The 15663-nt window shown below is 60.1% G+C and carries 14 protein-coding genes and 2 pseudogenes; 5 read left to right on the top strand and 11 right to left on the bottom strand.

Going from position 1 to position 15663, the window contains the following annotated elements; all coding sequences use genetic code 11:
* Window positions 1-2: 2 nt before the first annotated feature.
* The 3 genes from PspS34_RS17485 to PspS34_RS17475 form a co-directional block, all read right to left on the bottom strand.
* Window positions 3-1394, bottom strand: a complete 1392-nt coding sequence (locus tag PspS34_RS17485; protein ID WP_154862434.1) for an aldehyde dehydrogenase family protein — start codon at window positions 1392-1394, stop codon at window positions 3-5.
* Between the two features lie 7 nt (window positions 1395-1401).
* Complete coding sequence (locus PspS34_RS17480; protein ID WP_154862433.1) at window positions 1402-2775, bottom strand: glutamine synthetase family protein; 1374 nt, start codon at window positions 2773-2775, stop codon at window positions 1402-1404.
* Window positions 2776-3020: 245 nt separating this feature from the next.
* Window positions 3021-4610 carry a winged helix-turn-helix domain-containing tetratricopeptide repeat protein gene (locus PspS34_RS17475; RefSeq protein WP_154862432.1) on the bottom strand — a complete coding sequence of 530 codons (1590 nt, stop codon included), beginning with the start codon at window positions 4608-4610 and terminating at the stop codon, window positions 3021-3023.
* 259 nt (window positions 4611-4869) lie between these two features.
* On the opposite strand from PspS34_RS17475, the gene PspS34_RS17470 reads away from it, so the two are divergent.
* The 4 genes from PspS34_RS17470 (at window position 4870) to PspS34_RS17455 (ending at window position 8862) form a co-directional block, all read left to right on the top strand.
* The gene (locus PspS34_RS17470) at window positions 4870-5622 is read left to right on the top strand and encodes an SDR family oxidoreductase (RefSeq protein ID WP_154862431.1); all 753 of its coding nucleotides are present in this window, start codon (window positions 4870-4872) and stop codon (window positions 5620-5622) included.
* 44 nt (window positions 5623-5666) lie between these two features.
* On the top strand, window positions 5667-6080 hold the full coding sequence (locus tag PspS34_RS17465) for a cupin domain-containing protein (protein ID WP_090456521.1): 414 nt from the start codon (window positions 5667-5669) through the stop codon (window positions 6078-6080).
* Between the two features lie 95 nt (window positions 6081-6175).
* Entirely contained in the window at window positions 6176-7273 is a 1098-nt protein-coding gene (locus tag PspS34_RS17460; RefSeq protein WP_154862430.1) for an HlyD family secretion protein, read from the top strand.
* Window positions 7270-8862, top strand: a complete 1593-nt coding sequence (locus PspS34_RS17455) for a DHA2 family efflux MFS transporter permease subunit (RefSeq protein ID WP_154862429.1) — start codon at window positions 7270-7272, stop codon at window positions 8860-8862. Before PspS34_RS17460 ends, PspS34_RS17455 begins: the two co-directional genes overlap by 4 nt.
* A 259-nt stretch (window positions 8863-9121) precedes the next feature.
* On the opposite strand, the pseudogene PspS34_RS17450 reads toward PspS34_RS17455, so the two are convergent.
* The 5 genes and pseudogenes from PspS34_RS17450 to PspS34_RS28830 all read right to left on the bottom strand — a co-directional run.
* Window positions 9122-9319, bottom strand: a pseudogene (locus PspS34_RS17450) (hypothetical protein); the annotation flags it as partial.
* 236 nt (window positions 9320-9555) lie between these two features.
* On the bottom strand, window positions 9556-10248 hold the full coding sequence (locus tag PspS34_RS17445) for an RES family NAD+ phosphorylase (protein WP_150814790.1): 693 nt from the start codon (window positions 10246-10248) through the stop codon (window positions 9556-9558).
* The gene (locus PspS34_RS17440) at window positions 10242-10646 is read right to left on the bottom strand and encodes an antitoxin Xre-like helix-turn-helix domain-containing protein (protein WP_090456513.1); all 405 of its coding nucleotides are present in this window, start codon (window positions 10644-10646) and stop codon (window positions 10242-10244) included. Before PspS34_RS17440 ends, PspS34_RS17445 begins: the two co-directional genes overlap by 7 nt.
* 97 nt (window positions 10647-10743) lie before the next feature.
* Window positions 10744-12240, bottom strand: coding sequence for a methyl-accepting chemotaxis protein (locus PspS34_RS17435; RefSeq protein WP_150814792.1), 1497 nt, complete (start codon window positions 12238-12240; stop codon window positions 10744-10746).
* A gap of 296 nt (window positions 12241-12536) precedes the next feature.
* Window positions 12537-12671, bottom strand: coding sequence for a hypothetical protein (locus PspS34_RS28830; protein ID WP_256355847.1), 135 nt, complete (start codon window positions 12669-12671; stop codon window positions 12537-12539).
* Between the two features lie 293 nt (window positions 12672-12964).
* On the opposite strand from PspS34_RS28830, the gene PspS34_RS17430 reads away from it, so the two are divergent.
* Window positions 12965-13147: a hypothetical protein gene (locus tag PspS34_RS17430; RefSeq protein ID WP_150814793.1), complete on the top strand. Its 183-nt coding sequence runs from the start codon at window positions 12965-12967 to the stop codon at window positions 13145-13147.
* 207 nt (window positions 13148-13354) lie between these two features.
* Here the strand turns inward: PspS34_RS17430 and PspS34_RS17425 are convergent.
* From PspS34_RS17425 to PspS34_RS17415, 3 genes and pseudogenes are all read right to left on the bottom strand, one after another.
* A pseudogene (locus PspS34_RS17425) lies at window positions 13355-13775 on the bottom strand (ABC transporter ATP-binding protein/permease); the annotation flags it as partial.
* 303 nt (window positions 13776-14078) lie between these two features.
* Complete coding sequence (locus tag PspS34_RS17420) at window positions 14079-14975, bottom strand: serine hydrolase domain-containing protein (RefSeq protein ID WP_154862437.1); 897 nt, start codon at window positions 14973-14975, stop codon at window positions 14079-14081.
* Window positions 14976-15211: 236 nt separating this feature from the next.
* Window positions 15212-15637: an ester cyclase gene (locus tag PspS34_RS17415; RefSeq protein ID WP_150814795.1), complete on the bottom strand. Its 426-nt coding sequence runs from the start codon at window positions 15635-15637 to the stop codon at window positions 15212-15214.
* Window positions 15638-15663: the final 26 nt, after the last annotated feature.

Genomic DNA, 15663 nt, shown 5'->3' with positions numbered 1-15663 from the left:
GTCTACACCTCGTGACGCAGATGAAAGGATTTGGCCCGGGTCAGGTGCTCGTAACCCAGTGGCGACAGGGTGACGCCGCGACCGCTGTTCTTCACGCCGGTCCAGGCCAATGCCGGGTCCAGGTAGTCGCAGCGGTTCATGAACACCGTGCCGGTGGCGATCTCGTTGCCCAGGCGTTCGGCCGCTGCGAGGTCCAAGGTCCAGATGGAAGCGCTGAGCCCGAACTCACTGTCATTCATCAAGGCGATGGCTTCTTCATCGCTGGCCACCGGCATGATGCCGACCACCGGGCCAAAGCTTTCGTCGCGCATGACCGACATTTGATGGTTCACGTCCACCAGCACTTGCGGTGCCAGGTAGGCGCTGCCCGGCACGTCGGCGGGAAAGGACTTCGGATCGATCAGCGCTTTGGCGCCCTGGGCCAGCGCATCGGCAATCTGGCCGCGAACGAAGAATGCGGCGCCCGGTGTCACCAGCGGACCGAGGGTGGTGGCTTCATCCAGTGGGTTGCCCAGCACGTACTGGCGGGTCAGTTCGGCGAAGCGCTCGACAAACACCGGGTAGATTTTCTGGTCGACGTAGATGCGTTCCACGGCGCAGCAACTCTGCCCGGAATTGAAGAAACTGCCGTCCACCAGATTTTCCACCGCCTGTTCAAGGTTGGCGTCTGCCCGGACATAGGCCGGGTCTTTGCCACCGAGCTCCAGGCCCATACCGAGAAATTGTCCGCTGGCGACGCTTTCCATGACTTTTCCAGCCTCCACGGAACCGGTGAAGTTCACTTGCTGCACGCGCCCGCAAGCAATGATCGCCCCGGTCGACACATGGTCGAGCAGCAGATTCTGGAACAACCCCTCGGGCAGTTTTGCGCGACGCATGGCCTCGGCGAAACGCTCGCCCACCAGCAGCGTTTGCGATGCATGCTTGAGGATCACGCTGTTGCCGGCCATCAGCGCCGGGATAATCGTGTTCACCGCCGTCAGATAGGGGTAATTCCACGGAGCGACCACCAGCACCGTGCCCAGCGGCTCGCGTTTGATATAGCGGCGAAATCCCGCCACAGGCACCGGCTCTACGGCGGCCAGGGCTTGCGGCGCAATGGCGATCATGTGCCGGGCGCGTTCGGCAAAACCGCGCAGTTCGCCGGCGCCAAAACGCACCGGGCGGCCCATCTGCCAGGCAAGCTCCGGCACGATGTCGGCCTGCATCGACAGCATCGCGTCCACCGCGGCGCTACAGAACGCTGCGCGCTCGCTCAGTGAGCGGCGTTGCCAGGACGCCTGTGCGTTGGCAGCGGCCGTCAGTGCCTGCTCGATCTGCGTCGCATCGGCCACCTCGCGTTCGGCGTACACCCGGCCATCGACCGGGGAGATCAATTGAACCTTCGCAGTCATGATGTTCTCAATAGCGCTCGAAACCGCGCTGCAATTCCCAGTCGGTGATTCGCCGGTCGTACTCTTTCTGCTCCCACTCGGCGGTGTGCACGTAATGGTCGACCACCTCATCGCCGAACGCCTTGCGCAACATGCCGGAGGCCTTGAGTGCGGCGCTCGCTTCGCGCAGGGTCTTGGACACCTCCGGCAAATGCTCATCCAGGTAGGCGTCGCCTTCGAACGGCGGCGCCAGTTCGAGCTTCTCGTCGATACCGGCCAGGCCCGCCGCGATCAGCGCGGCGAAGGCCAGATAGGGGTTGAGATCGGCACCGCCGATGCGGCATTCGATGCGGATGGCCTTGCTGCCTTCGGCACACAGGCGAAAGCCGGCGGTGCGATTGTCGCGGCTCCAGACCGCCCGCGTCGGCGCAAAAGTGCCAGCCTGGAAGCGCTTGTAGGAGTTGATGTAGGGCGCGAGAAAACAGGTGATGTCGTTGGCGTACTTGAGCTGGCCGGCGACCCAGGAACGCATCAGTTTCGACATGCCGAATTCGGCTTTCGCGTCGAAGAACAGCGGCTTCTTGGCGTTCTTGTCCCACAACGAATTATGGATGTGACTGCTGGAGCCGGCAGCGTCGTAGCGCCACTTGGCCATGAAGGTGATCGCCTTGCCCTGCAATTGCGCGATCTCTTTGCAGGCGTGCTTGATGATGACGTGGTGGTCGGCCATGGTCAGGGCGTCGGCGTAGCGGATGTTGATCTCTTCCTGGCCCGGGCCCCATTCACCCTTGGAGTTTTCCACGGGAATGCCCGAGGCCTGCAAGTGCTTGCGAATCGCCCGCAGCACCGGCTCTTCGCGGGTGGTCTGGAGGATGTTGTAGTCTTCGATGTAATGGCCGGCGGTTTTCGGTTTGTGATAGTTGCGCTTGTGGATCGCCTCGTAACTCTCATCGAACAGATAGAACTCGAGCTCCGAGGCAAACATGCCGGTGTAGCCACGCTCGCGCAGGCGCTCGACCTGTTTTTTCAGAATCGCCCTTGGGCTGTGGGGCAGGTCCTGGCGATGGTGATGATCGAGCACGTCGCACAGCACCAGCGCCGTGCACTCAAGCCAGGGCACGCGCCGCAGGGTGGACATGTCGGGCTTGAGCACGAAATCGCCGTAACCCTTGCTCCAACTGGCCGCGGCGTAACCCGGCACCGGCTCCATGTCGATGTCATCGGCCAGCAGGTAGTTGCAGCAGTGGGTTTCTTCGTGGCCGCTGTCGATGAAAAACTCGACCTGGAATCGCTTGCCGACCAGGCGTCCCTGCATGTCGACCATGCAGACCAGTACGGTATCGATTTCGCCGGCAGCCGCGGCGCGCTTGAGTGCATCAAAGCTGAGGAGGGGCTCTGTCATCACGGCAATCCTGCGTGAAAGGTTTGGGCCAGTCTGGGATAGCTGTTGCAGACGCTCTCCAGAAAAACCCAAAACCTGCAGAACCGAGCATCATGAGCAACGAGTTGCTCAAAGCTTAGCCTACCGTTGCAATTGTAGGAGCGAGCTTGCTCGCGATGGATTTGAAGACACCGCGACTAATCAGAAAACCCGCGTCATCGTTGACGACCATCGCGAGCAAGCTCGCTCCTACAGGGTGCTCGTCTTCACTCCGGTAGCCCGGCCAGCCGCAGTCCATCGACGAAACGGGCGAAATCCTCAGGTCGTTGAATGGGCAACCAGTCCTTGAGGGTGCACAGACGCAAAGAAGGATCCAGCTTTTGCAGACGCTGCATCGCCAGATCCGCTTTTTCCATTCGACCGCCGAGCGCATCACTGGCCGCCACCAGCGCCGCCGCGACCAGCAGACTGGGCAGGTTGCCCAGGGCCTTCTCCGCCCACTGCGCAGCGGCATCGAAGTGCCCGGCGAAGAAATGCGCGAGCGCCATCCCCACCTGCATCCTGAACATTTCCGGATCCAGCGGACTCAAGCGAACGGCATGGTTCAAATGCTCGATGGCGGCGTCTGTTTCACCGTGCAGTGCCCGCAGGATACCGCCCAGAAACCAGGCGGGGGCGAGGTTGGGATTGAGCAGGCGCGCCCTGTCGAGCAGCGCAATGCCGCCGTCGACTTCGCCGGCGAGATGAGCAAGCGCATGTCCGCCCCGGGTCAACGCGACGGCATCGTCGCGGCCGAGGGTCACCGCCAGACGCGCCAGGCGTATGCCCTCGGCGATTTCTGCGGGTCGATCGCTCATCCAGCCATTGAGCTTGCGCCAGAAGTGGCACCAGGCGGCCATGCCATAGGCCGAAGCAAATTCCGCATCGAGTTCGATGGCCTGGTAGAACATCGGCAGCGCCTGCTCGATGGCTTCCCGGCTGCCGCTGTGCAGTTTTGCCATGGCCCGCAGGTAGTAGTCGTAGGCGTCCAGGCTTTCCGTCGGCTTGCGCTTGGCGCGTTCGATTTCTGCCCGCTCCAGTTGCGGCGCGATGGCACCGACGACGCTTTCGGTGATTTGGTCCTGCAGCTCGAAGAGGTCGTCGAGCAGGCCTTCGAAGCGCTCCGCCCAGATATGCGTCCCGCTTGTCGCGTCGATCAGTTGCCCGGTAATGCGCAGCCGGTTCCCGTACTTGCGCACGCTGCCTTCGAGCACATAGCGCACGCCCAGTTCCTGGCCGACGCCCTGTGCGTCCACGACCTGGCCCTTGTAGGTGAAGCTCGAATTGCGCGCAATGACGAATAGCCAGCGGATACGCGACAGGGCGGCGATGATGTCCTCCACGACGCCATCGGCGAAATACTCCTGCTCCGGATCGCCGCTCAGGTTCTGGAAGGGCAGGACGGTGATCGAGGGTTTGTCCGGCAGGACGAGCGTAGGGGAGGGGATTTGTTTCGGGGCAGCGCTTGCGCGTTCGTCGATGTCAGACTGTGGTGTTTGCCCGCTCAAGTCGCCGTTGATCCGACCAACGAAGCGGTAGCCCTTGCGGGGGACGGTGCGTACCAGGCGCTGCTCCTCACCGGTATCACCAACGGCCTTGCGCACCGCATTGATGTGGCTGGTGATCGTCGATTCTGAAACGATCCGGTCGCCCCACACCGCCTTGAGCAACTCGTCCTTGCTGACGACGCGGTCGGGATTGTTGACGAACAGCAGCAACAGATCGAAAACCTGCGGTCCGACGGCCACGATTTGCCCGCGCAGGGTCAGCTCCCGGCGCTCCTGATCGAGTACGTAGTCTTCAAACGTGAATGGCAAATTGAGCATCCCCTGGCGAAGCGCCCTCAACTCCGTGTCCCAGGCGGCTGGCGGTTGGTAACTGAGGCAGATGATACGGCAGCTCGACACCCGCTGCACCGTCTGCGGCAAGGGCGGCTGGACGAACGTCAATAGCTTTGGACATAAATCCAAGCACTCGCCAAGGCAAACCCAAGCCCGGCGCAAGGACTTGCCTGGTGCGCGCAGGCACTCTTTCTACACCGACGCAATGGTTGCAGTCGACAAGTGGAGAAAAGTCATGAAGATCGTCGTCATCGGGGGCTCCGGCCTCATCGGATCGAAACTTGTGAACACCCTGCGCGAGCGCGGCCATGATGCGCTCGCCGCCAGCCCCAGCACGGGCGTGAACAGCATCACCCGCGAAGGCCTGGCCGAAGCGATGGATGGTGCTGATGTGGTGGTCGACGTGGCGAACGCGCCGTCGTGGGAAGACCAGGCCGTTCTCGATTTCTTTGAAACGTCGAGCCGTAACCTGCTGGCCGCCGAAGCCGCTGCCGGGGTTCGTCATCACGTAGCCCTGTCGATTGTCGGCAGCGAACGGCTTCCCGATACCGGCTATTTCCGGGCCAAGGTCGCGCAGGAGGCCCTTATCAAGGCATCCGGCGTTCCTTACACCATTCTACGTGCCACGCAGTTCTCCGAGTTTGCCGGCGGCATTGTCCAGTCGTTCGCCGTTGGCGAGGAAATTCATGCTTCGCCGGCGCTGATCCAGCCGATAGCGTCCGACGACGTGGTAGCGGCGCTGGCCGATGTCGTGCTGGCAGCACCGGTCAATGGCACGGTTGAAGTCGGCGGCCCGGAAACCATGCCGATCGACGAACTGGCCAGGCGCTATCTGCAAGCGACCCAGGACAACCGCAAGGTCGTGCCGGATGTACATGCCCGTTACTTCGGCGCCGTGCTCGACGATCAATCGCTGGTCACCGGCAAGAACGCACGCCTGGGGGCGATCCGCTTCGACGACTGGCTGGCCCGGTCGACAGCGCAGTAATGGATCGCATCCGCACATTACTTTACGAATCCAGGAGAAATCCCATGGTTACCCGTTTGCTAATGGCCGCTGTCTTCGCAGCGCTCTCGATCAGCGCCGCATCAGCCGCCGAGCCGCCCCCCGGCAAGGTGACGGTGGTGTTCGACCGTCCCATTCCCAACATCCCTGGCAAGAGCATGAGGGGCGTGGTCGTCGAGTATGGGCCGGGTGCCGCGTCGCCGGCCCACACCCATCCGAAAACGGCCTTCATCTATGCAACGGTGCTGGAGGGTTCGTTCCGCATCCAGGTCAAAGGCCAGCCGGAAAAGATCTACAACGTCGGCGAAAACTTCGTAGAGGAGCCGGGCTCCGTGCACCTGGTCAGCGCCAACGCCAGTGACACCCAACCTGCACGCCTGCTGGCGGTGTTCGTCCTCGACACCGAGGAAAAGGTGCTCGTAACACCGATCAAACAGTGAGCCGATCACGCGCTCATGAAGGCTCGACCGCCGGGCGGCAGACGCTGTCGCCCAGTGGCTGAGTCAGTTCTTGGCACTGAACAGGAAATGAAAAAATGAACTCGCTCCTGGACAAGGCCGCCATTGCCACCAGCGCAAGTAGCGGCACTCCCGTGGCCGTGGTGCGGCGAAGCAAGCGCAAGATCATCGGCCTGTTGCTGTGCGTCGCGGCCTTGATGGTCGTGGCGGTTTGGGGAGCCATGGCGTTTTCAAGTGGCGTGACCTCGACCGACAACGCGTATGTCCGCGGGGACGTCACCTCGCTGGCCGCCAAGGTTGCCGGCTATGTCACGGCGGTCGAGGTCCGGGACAACCAGGCCGTGCGTGCCGGTGATGTGCTGTTTCGAATCGATGACCGCGACTACCGCGCCAAACTTGCGCAAGCCGAGGCCAATGTCAGCGCCGCCCAGGCGCGCCTGACCCATGTCGACGCACAGATCCAGCTCCAGCATGCGCTGATCAGGCAGGCCGAAGCGCAAAGGCGCTCAGCCTCCGCCGACATGAGCCTGGCGGCCAAGACCCACGACCGCAGCCGCAAACTGATTGTCAGCAATGCGGTGAGCCAGGCCCTGGTCGATGAAACCGGCACCGCGCAATCCAGAGCCGCGGCCTCGGTTTCGGCCGCTTCGGCAACGGTCGAGGCGCAACAGCAGCGCATCACGGTGTTTGTAGCCGAGCGCGAGGCTGCCGTGGCCGCTGTGGGCCAGGCAGAGGCCGCACGTGATCTCGCCCGGATCGATCTCGAGCACACCGTGGTACACGCACCTGTGGATGGCGTGGTCGGTAACCGTCAGGTTCGCCTCGGTCGTTTCGTCACACCGGGCGTTTCCCTGCTCGATATCGTGCCGGTCAATGATGTATGGGTCGTGGCGAACTTCAAGGAAACCCAACTGGAACATATTCGCCCCGGTCAGCCGGTGCGCGTCACGGTCGATGGCTACCCCGATGCGGCACTCGATGGCGTGGTCGACAGCTTTGCACCCGGCAGTGGCTCGGCGTTCAGCCTGCTGCCGCCCGACAACGCCACCGGGAACTTTGTGCGTGTCGTGCAGCGCGTTCCGGTGAAGATCCGCCTGGCTGAAAACCCCCTGCCGGGGCGCATCGTGCCGGGCCTGTCCGCGCGGGTGGAAGTTGCACAAGGGGCCGGCTCATGAGTCGCGTTGCCTGCACCACGCCGAGCAGCGCCAGGACAATGAACGGCGTCCTGCTCATGGTGGGCATCGTGCTGGCGACGTTGACGGAAGCGATCGCCAGCACCGTGCTGGCCCTCGGTCGCGGCGACATCATCGGCGACACCTATGCCACGCCCGACGAGTTCGCCTGGCTGGATGTCGGCTACATCGCGTTCAAGCTGATCGGGTTCATGCTCGCCCCTTGGCTGATGCGGCGATTTTCTGCGCGCAACGTGATCATCGGCGCCACCCTGGTCATGGGCCTGGCGTGCTGCGTGGCTGCCGTTACCGCCTGGCTGGAACTGCTGATCGCATTGCGCGTCCTGCAAGGCTTCGCGGGAGGTGCTTTGCTGGTGGCGGGCCAGGCGATCATCTTTCGCGGCTATCCGCGCGCGCTTCAGCCGATCCTGCAAGCCCTGTTCGCCATGGCGGCGGTGGTCGCGTCGGCGACCCTCGCGCCAGCCCTGCAAGGGTGGTTGATCGACAGCCAGTCCTGGACCTGGATTTTCTTCAGTGTGGTGCCGTTGGCCCTGGCGGCGATCGGCTTCTTGCTCATCGCCGACCACCCCATGCCCGCCAAGGGCCGGCAACCTTCGTTTGACTGGCTCGGCTGTGCACTGATCGGTGCCGCGCTGTTCTGTTTCACCTACGTGCTCAGCCAGGGCAGCCGCTGGGACTGGTTCGAGGAACCGCGCATCCTGGCACTGACGGTGATCGGTGCCGCCGCGCTGCTGGCCTTTCTCGGTCAACAGGTGTTGACCAACGGCCAGGGGTTGCTCGATTTCAGCCTGTTCAAAACAAGCGATTTCACCTTTGCCTTTATCGTCAGTTTCGTCGCCGGTGCCGCCCTGTTCGGCAGCGCCTACCTGATCCCGGCGTTCGCCCTGTCGGTACTCGCGTTCACACCGACCGATGCCGGCCTGCTCCTATTGCCCAGTGGCGGTTTTTTTGTCGGTTCGCTGCTCATCGCCGCCTATCTGTTCAGCGTGCGCCGCGTGCCGCCCGTGGCGACCGTGCCGTTGGGTATCCTGCTGATCATGGGGGCGATGTGGATGCTGTCCGGCTCCAACAGCGAAAGCGGCACCGACGACATGATGGCGGCCATCCTGTTGCGCGGCCTGGGCCTTGGCTTCCTGTTTCTGTCGATCACGCTGATCGCTTTCAGCCACCTCAACAGCCGCAACCTGGCCAGCGGCATCGGCCTGTTCAACACAGGGCGCCAGTTGGGAGGCTTGATGGGCGTCGCCGGGCTGCAGACCTTGATCGACCATCAGGTTGTCAGCAATGGCGTGGTCCTCGGCGCCAACGTCACCCCAGGGGGACACGCGGTCATCGAACGGCTGATGACCACAACCGCGATGCTGGCAGGGAAGGGCATGGATCAGGTGGCCGCTGGCCGGGCAGCCACGAGCTTGCTGGGCAAAGCGGTATCAGGTCAGGCCACGGTGATTGCTTTCGATACGGCGTTCTTCGCCGTGGCCCTGCTGTTCGTCTTTGCCGCGCCCATACTGGTGGGCATCAAGATTGGCCTCTCGCGATCCGCGAAAGTGCATGAACTACAAACGAATTGATAACCCGCACGAAAAAGCCCGGCTGTTGAAGCCTGATGCTGTTCAGTTAAATGAAAACGATCCCCTGTAGGAGCGAGCTTGCTCGCGATGGTCGTTAACGATGCCGCGTGTTTACTGACTAAACGCAGCGCTCTTGAGTCCATCGCGAGCAAGCTCGCTCCTACAGTGAGTGGATCATTCTCGCTTGATTGAGCAGCATCAGGCTGTTGAGGCCGGGCTTTTCGTTGAGTCTTGCGGTAAAGCACTGCATTCAGACAGCGCGGCTTTCGATCAGACGGTCGGAACCGCCTTCGGCAACACGTTTTTCCAGCAAGCGATCCGAGCCACCTTCAGCCACACGGCTTTCAATCAGACGATCCGAGCCGCCTTCAGCGACCACAGGTTGAGCAGAGTTTGCGGCGAAAGCGTTAACTGCGAAAACCGAGAAAGCGATGCTGAGGAGGGTTTGGCGTTTCATGATGGTGTGCTCCGGGGTGCTTATGGGTTGGTATGGAGCAGATGTTACGCCGGGGAATTTTCAAGAGAACTTCATTGAAATGATGGTGACTATCGATGCGCTCAATGGATCGCAGATCCCTGTGGGAGCGAACTTGCTCGCGATGGCAATTTCACGTTCAACATATGTGTCGATTGACACACAGCAATCGCGAGCAAGCTCGCTCCCACAGGTTTTCATGTGCCTGACAACGGGGCTCAAGCCTCACTGATCTGACTGACACTGGTGATCTGCCCATTCCAGACCATCTCGTAATGCGCCGTCTGCACAATCGACGAAACCGGCCTCGGCGTCATCAACGCCCAGCAATGACTGCCCGGCATCCGCACCGAGTGATAACGCAAACCGGGGCAACCGGCATCGCGCACCGCCTGCCCCAGCACACGGGAGTGGCTGTAGTCGTCTGGCGCATACACCGGATCGCTCATCGGCAGGGCCGTGGCGTCCTTCATCCCGCCATCGCCAAATGCACAGGCCAGTCCACGAAACACAAAGCGCTCATAGTTCAGGCTCGGCACCCTCGACCAATACAGCGCCTGGTGATGCCGCACCTCGGCCAACGCCGCTTCCATCGACTCCGCCAGGTACAACACCCCAAAACGGCCATCGCTGAAACGCGAGCCCGCCGGGTTGACGTGGGTAAACGGCGCAATGGCGTAGGAGCAACCCGGAATGCCGAACGGGATCTCGCGGCGCGCAATCAACTCCAGTTGACCCACCTCATTCTTCAACCGCGGATTGGTCAGAGCCTGAATCTCGAACAACACCTCGAACTCAGCCGCATCCGCCACATCATCAAACAACGCAATGGGCGGAAACTTCGAATTGACCAGGCGATAAGCCTGCAACGACTGACCGGCAAACACCGCCAACTCACTCGCCATCACCATTGCGCACCCCGCAGCATGTCGATGCGGCGGAAGGTTTCGTACAGCGAAATCATGTCGCCCTGGGCCATGATCTCCAGCGGCGAACGCCCGTTGAAAAACTCGTTGTCATTGGCCATCGAGGCAAAGCCGTACACGTTATCCGGGTTGTCGAACACCAGCCGCAACGTCGCGTGAATGTTCAACACAAAACTGATGCGCTGCATCTGGTCCGCATCCAGCGCCACCGCCCAGTCCGGGTCTCGCTGCCGGGCGCGGGTGTAGGTGCTGCGGGAAATACGCAGGATGCGACAGGCCTGGTCACTGTTGGCCTTCCACTTTTCCAGAATGCTCACGGCGGCACGCAGGCCGGTGACGCATTGGTTTTTGCTGAAGGATTGGGGTTGCAGGGGGACGGCCATGATCAATACCTATCTTGACTCCATAGACTCAAAGATAGGTTTGTTGAGTCTGTAGAGCAAATCGGTTCGACCAACGGAAAACTTCTCCCGTCGAGCATCATTGATGAAACGTCCGCCCCAACGCATCCAGCCGGGTCGCAATGGGCGGCAAGCGCCGACTGCTCAGCGCCAGTGTCTCCACATCATCCGCCGTGTTTTGCGCAATGCTTTGCACCGACTGCAAGCGCCCGACAATCTCGAAACTCGCCGTGGACTGTTCGCGGGTCGTTGTGACGATCCGCCCATTGAGCTCATCGATCTGCGAGATGTCGCTGCCGACGGCCTGCAACATTGCAGCGGCCACCTGACTGTCCTCGACGCAGCGCACTACACCTTCGCGGCTGTCCTGCATGGCCTCCACGGCTTTGCGGCTGCCTTGCTGCAAGGCCTCGATGATGGTGCGGATTTCCTTGGTGGACACCGCCGTGCGTTGCGCCAGGCTGCGCACCTCATCGGCCACCACCGCAAAGCCCCGGCCTTGCTCGCCGGCGCGCGCCGCTTCAATCGCCGCGTTGAGCGCCAGCAAGTTGGTCTGCTCGGCAATGCTGCTGATCACCTCCAGCACCGTACCGATCTGCTGCGCCTGCCCGGCCAGTACCTGCACGGTCTGGTTGGTGCCTTCCAGGCGCGAGGCCAGTTGAGTGATTTCCTGCCGCGCACGGTTCACGCTTTCCTGGCCGCGAGTGACTTGCGCGCTGGCCTGGCCGGCATGGGCAACGGCATGCTCGACATGCACCACGATGTGCTCCATCGCATCGCCCATGCGCTGCATCGACCCGGTCATCTGCGCGATTTCCGTCAACTGATGCTTCGCGCCTTTCTCCAGCGTGTTACTGGCCTTGGCCAACTCCTGGCCCAACTGACCCAAACCCTGAGAGTCACGCACCACCCCGTCCACCAACGCGGTGATCTGCATCAAAAACTGATCGAAGCGCTGTGCCAGCGACACATGCACTCGCGCCTTGTCACCTTGGCCGGCACCGACAGTGAACTGGGACGTGGTGGCGAGCATCTTGTCCAGCATGTCCTGGCTCTCCACCGCATCGGCCTGGCTGTGCATCGCCAGATAGAGCAGCGCGACGGTCTCCATCACCACATAAAAAGCGTGAACGAACACCATCGTCCAGCCACCGTGATGGGCCATCACAAACACCGGAAAACCCTGATGCTGCAGCGCATGAAACACCACGTGATGCAGCGCAATCGTCACCGCCGCCACCAGAATCGGCAGCCAGTCCCGATAAAACGTCAGCACTGCCAACAACGCAAAAATCCCGAAGTGCGACTCAATGACCCCCTCGGCCTGATTGATATGCAACGCCGCCATCACCATCAAACCCACGCCCAGCAGACAACGCATCAACCGCGTTCCGCCAATGGCTCGATACAACAGCGTCAGCAACACACTGGTGCCACCGCCCACCAGCAGCGCCTGCTTCAACGTGTCGTGCCAGAACGCCAGGCCGATAGCGAACGCGAACATCAGCCAGATCAGGCCCAGCATGATGCGGTCGGCTTTGCGGTAGTGGTCGAGGAAACGAGGGGGGAAGGGCATGTACGCTTACTCCATGTAAATGAGCCAGAAAAAAGCAGGGTTTATGGCAACACGGGACATCGCGAAGGCTTGGGTACGTTAAGGGGCAGACGTTTTCAGAGTCAGGGATGCGAATCTGTTGGCGGCATGGTCGAGCTGTATTTGAGATGTCGTGGAGAGCGTAGCCTTTGGCCATCATTCTAGGCAGCTACGACGTCGCTCGTGGAAAACAATGTCCGATATAGAGGCAAGTAATGCTGAAGTGACGGGGGAGTGCGACAGACTCCGTTGCAAAGCCTGTCGTACACCCGAGGCAGTTACGACTTCTTCGGCGGATAGTTACCGCGCAAGCCACCGGACTTGTTGCCGGTTTTGCTCGGCAGGTTCGGCACCAACGGACGGGATCTGGGTTGGGGGTTGGAGCGGCTTTGGGGTTGCGGTTGTTTGCTCATGTTCGCCTCCTGAATTTTCAGGGATTCGCGAAGTGGGTTACTGATGAAGTTTAGCTAATCGACTGTAAGCAGGGTCGTTTGGCGCTTGGGGAATGTGTTATGAGCGATCAGCTTTTCTGTTTCGGCCCCGTTGATAGACCCCCTTACGCAATTCTCGGATTCTGCCTACAACTTCGGCAGGAGTGACCCGCTATTCCAAAAAATGAAAAACGGGGAATATTGAAGGGGCAGGAAGGGGGACACTGGCCGTTCGGTGAGAGCCTTTTTAATAGCAAAGCCCGACAGGATGATCCATGCTACAAAACGACCGCGACAATCTGGAACTCGATAAACTACAAGTCGAGATCCGAAGGTTCATGGCCGAAGAAATGCGTAGCCCGACCTCGACCCGCGCTACTCTGCTGCCATTCGGCATCGGTGCCGCCCTGGCACTGATAATCTTTGCCGCCGCCGCCATAGTCGTCCGACTGCTCTAGTCACTTGTCCTCCCCCTGATGGCTGGGGCGTCTTGTTGATTCATACGAATTGAATCGAGCAGACGAAAAAAAGCCCGCGATGGGGAGAGCGGGCTGGAAATCACAAAGGAGCTGGATCCACCGTATGCCAATGGATGTGAAAATACTGTGATAGATGTCTGATTACTTGCTCGCGTTCGATTTGACGTAGCTGTGTGCCCTGCGAAGTCATACCGGTTGCATCACCTTTCGATGCACCCACTGAGCCTCGCTTTGCAGTTCCAGAACTTGCCAATGGAGGCGTTCCAGCGAGGCATTGTGGCCGACGCTGATCAGGATCGTCTCCGGCAGCGTTTGTTTGAGGAACTGATAGCAGCGCGCCTCGTTCGCCGCATCCAGCGCCGAACTGCTCTCGTCGAGGAACAGCACCGCGGGGCGGGCCAACAGGGCGCGGACGAAGGCACAGCGTTGCTGTTCGCCAACGCTCAGGATTTGCGACCAGTCCAGTTCGTCATCCAGTTGCTCGCTCAAGTGTTGCATTGCCGTAGCCGGACGGTGCGCTGATCAGCAGGCTGTCACCGGGCTCAAGTGAAAGGTTGAAGCTATTGAGCAAGCGCCGACCGTTCGGCAACCAGATGTCCAGATCCTTGCGAATGCCAGTCAGTTAAGCGTTTAAGCACCGCAAACCTTGTGGGAGCGAGCTTGCTCGCGATGACGGTTGGACAGTCACATAAGGGGTGACTGACGGTCCGCTATCGCGAGCAAGCTCGCTCCCACAATGTCCGGGGCTTAACTGACAGGCATTGGCCGAATAGGCGCCTTTTTTCATCACTGAGGCGGAGTAAAAATCCAGTCGTAATCGTCTGCTTTTGTCCGGTTGCTGCCTGTCGTGAAGGGCAGTAAACGACCCAACGCGGTCTCCGAAGAATCATGAGGCTGCCGCAAGATGGACTTAGACGCCTTCAGCCCCTTGCCGCAGGACTTGTATCAGCTGTCCAACAACGTGTGCTTCGACGGCACCTTCACTTGCGCCCGCCTCAAAAGCAGCGCAACAAGCCGATGCGTCGCCGTTGCAGATACGGTAAACGGCAATGACACTGCCAGGTCCGCAGCCTGTGTGTCCGCATAGGGAAAGTCCGCCGTCAATCGAACCCTGCATCACACCAAGGCCATAGCCCGGGGCGATCCATGGGCGCCCGGGAATCGGGCCACCCAATGTTCGTGCTGCCTGCATCTCCAGGAGCAGGCCCGGGGAGAGAAGGTCTCCAGAGAAGAGTCGATCCAAGAATAGCGCTGCTTGTGAAATTGGACCGATCAACAAACCATGATAGACCCAGGCGGGGTCATAATTTAAGGTCCCTCCAAGATGGGCCGTATGTAAGTCTGCACGCGTTTTAGCGAAGCGAACGTTCGACAGGCCCAGAGGGATAAGTACACGTTGACTCACTGCATCATCAAGCGTCAGATCCGTTAGCTGTTCAATGAGCCTGCCGATGAGCAAGTAGCCAACATTCGAGTAGCGCCAATCGGTTCCGGGGCTGTATCGAAGTCGAGCACCATCAAGGCGTTGCATCATTTCACTTGCCGACCAAGCTGACTCATTGTTAGCAACGGCGGCGTGATACTCCGCAAGTTCGCCATAATCGGCGAGACCTGCCTCATGTCGCAGTAGTTGGCGTAACGTGAAAGGCTGATCAAGAATTGGGTCGTCCAATCCGACCAACGCATCACGCACCAATGATAGGGCTGTCGCTGCCAGGACTGTTTTAGTAAAACTCCACCAGGGGGCCATCAGTTCTGATCGGTCAGGCGTTCGTGGTTGACCATTTGATACGAGTGAACTGAGCATTGGCTTCCTTGGAGTGTTGAGCGGATCGACAGCTCCACAAGATATCTCATTCACTTTACTTCGCCAGAGTGAAAAGCCAGTCGTTTGTACTGTCATGAACGACGGCTCTTGGCCGATAGCTGCCTATCGAGTAGACAGCTATTGACCCGTCGGTACCGGTCAAGTTCTTGCGCGGTTCTTTCTTGAGTAACAGTCTGGGCAGTGGAGGGACGGCTACCTGGTGGTCTTGGCAAACGTCAGTCGTAGTTGATGATCCCTAGTTGTTTGGCCATGAACAGTTCGTTTCGTTCTACGATTTCTTCGACAACCTTACCTTCCCCGTTAAAACGGAAATACGTAAGGGCTGTCCAAGTCAGGCTCTTACCTTCAACGTTAAAACCATGCCACGTATTTGACCCGGTGGCGAAATGCGTCAATGCGACCACCACAACGTCATCAGTGACGACTTCCTTACTGAAGGTAGTGTTAATTGCCTGGTATCGATCGAGAACATTTGTGCTCAAGGCTCGCTTGAAGTTTTCCAGGCCATGGATTGGAGCGTCGCAGTCAGGCCGGTGCACAATTACGTCGATGTCAAAGTATTCGGAAACTCGCTCGGCATCTTTTCCGTCTACGCAGTATTTAAAGTAATTTTTAACGGTTTCGAGGTTTTTGGCACTCATATAGTTCTTGCTCCGATTATGTTGAT

This window comes from Pseudomonas sp. S34 (assembly GCF_009866745.1).
GTDB lineage: Bacteria > Pseudomonadota > Gammaproteobacteria > Pseudomonadales > Pseudomonadaceae > Aquipseudomonas > Aquipseudomonas jessenii.
This window is presented reverse-complemented; position numbering and strand designations above follow the sequence as displayed.

Coding starts and splice junctions, on each gene's coding strand:
- PspS34_RS17445 (WP_150814790.1), bottom strand. CDS start 10,248: ATGGTGATGGCGAGTGAGTTGGCGGTGTTTGCCGGTCAGTCGTTGCAG.
- PspS34_RS17415 (WP_150814795.1), bottom strand. CDS start 15,637: ATGAGTGCCAAAAACCTCGAAACCGTTAAAAATTACTTTAAATACTGC.
- PspS34_RS17460 (WP_154862430.1), top strand. CDS start 6,176: ATGAACTCGCTCCTGGACAAGGCCGCCATTGCCACCAGCGCAAGTAGC.
- PspS34_RS17465 (WP_090456521.1), top strand. CDS start 5,667: ATGGTTACCCGTTTGCTAATGGCCGCTGTCTTCGCAGCGCTCTCGATC.
- PspS34_RS17470 (WP_154862431.1), top strand. CDS start 4,870: ATGAAGATCGTCGTCATCGGGGGCTCCGGCCTCATCGGATCGAAACTT.
- PspS34_RS17440 (WP_090456513.1), bottom strand. CDS start 10,646: ATGGCCGTCCCCCTGCAACCCCAATCCTTCAGCAAAAACCAATGCGTC.
- PspS34_RS17435 (WP_150814792.1), bottom strand. CDS start 12,240: ATGCCCTTCCCCCCTCGTTTCCTCGACCACTACCGCAAAGCCGACCGC.
- PspS34_RS28830 (WP_256355847.1), bottom strand. CDS start 12,671: ATGAGCAAACAACCGCAACCCCAAAGCCGCTCCAACCCCCAACCCAGA.
- PspS34_RS17485 (WP_154862434.1), bottom strand. CDS start 1,394: ATGACTGCGAAGGTTCAATTGATCTCCCCGGTCGATGGCCGGGTGTAC.
- PspS34_RS17430 (WP_150814793.1), top strand. CDS start 12,965: ATGCTACAAAACGACCGCGACAATCTGGAACTCGATAAACTACAAGTC.
- PspS34_RS17480 (WP_154862433.1), bottom strand. CDS start 2,775: ATGACAGAGCCCCTCCTCAGCTTTGATGCACTCAAGCGCGCCGCGGCT.
- PspS34_RS17455 (WP_154862429.1), top strand. CDS start 7,270: ATGAGTCGCGTTGCCTGCACCACGCCGAGCAGCGCCAGGACAATGAAC.
- PspS34_RS17420 (WP_154862437.1), bottom strand. CDS start 14,975: ATGCTCAGTTCACTCGTATCAAATGGTCAACCACGAACGCCTGACCGA.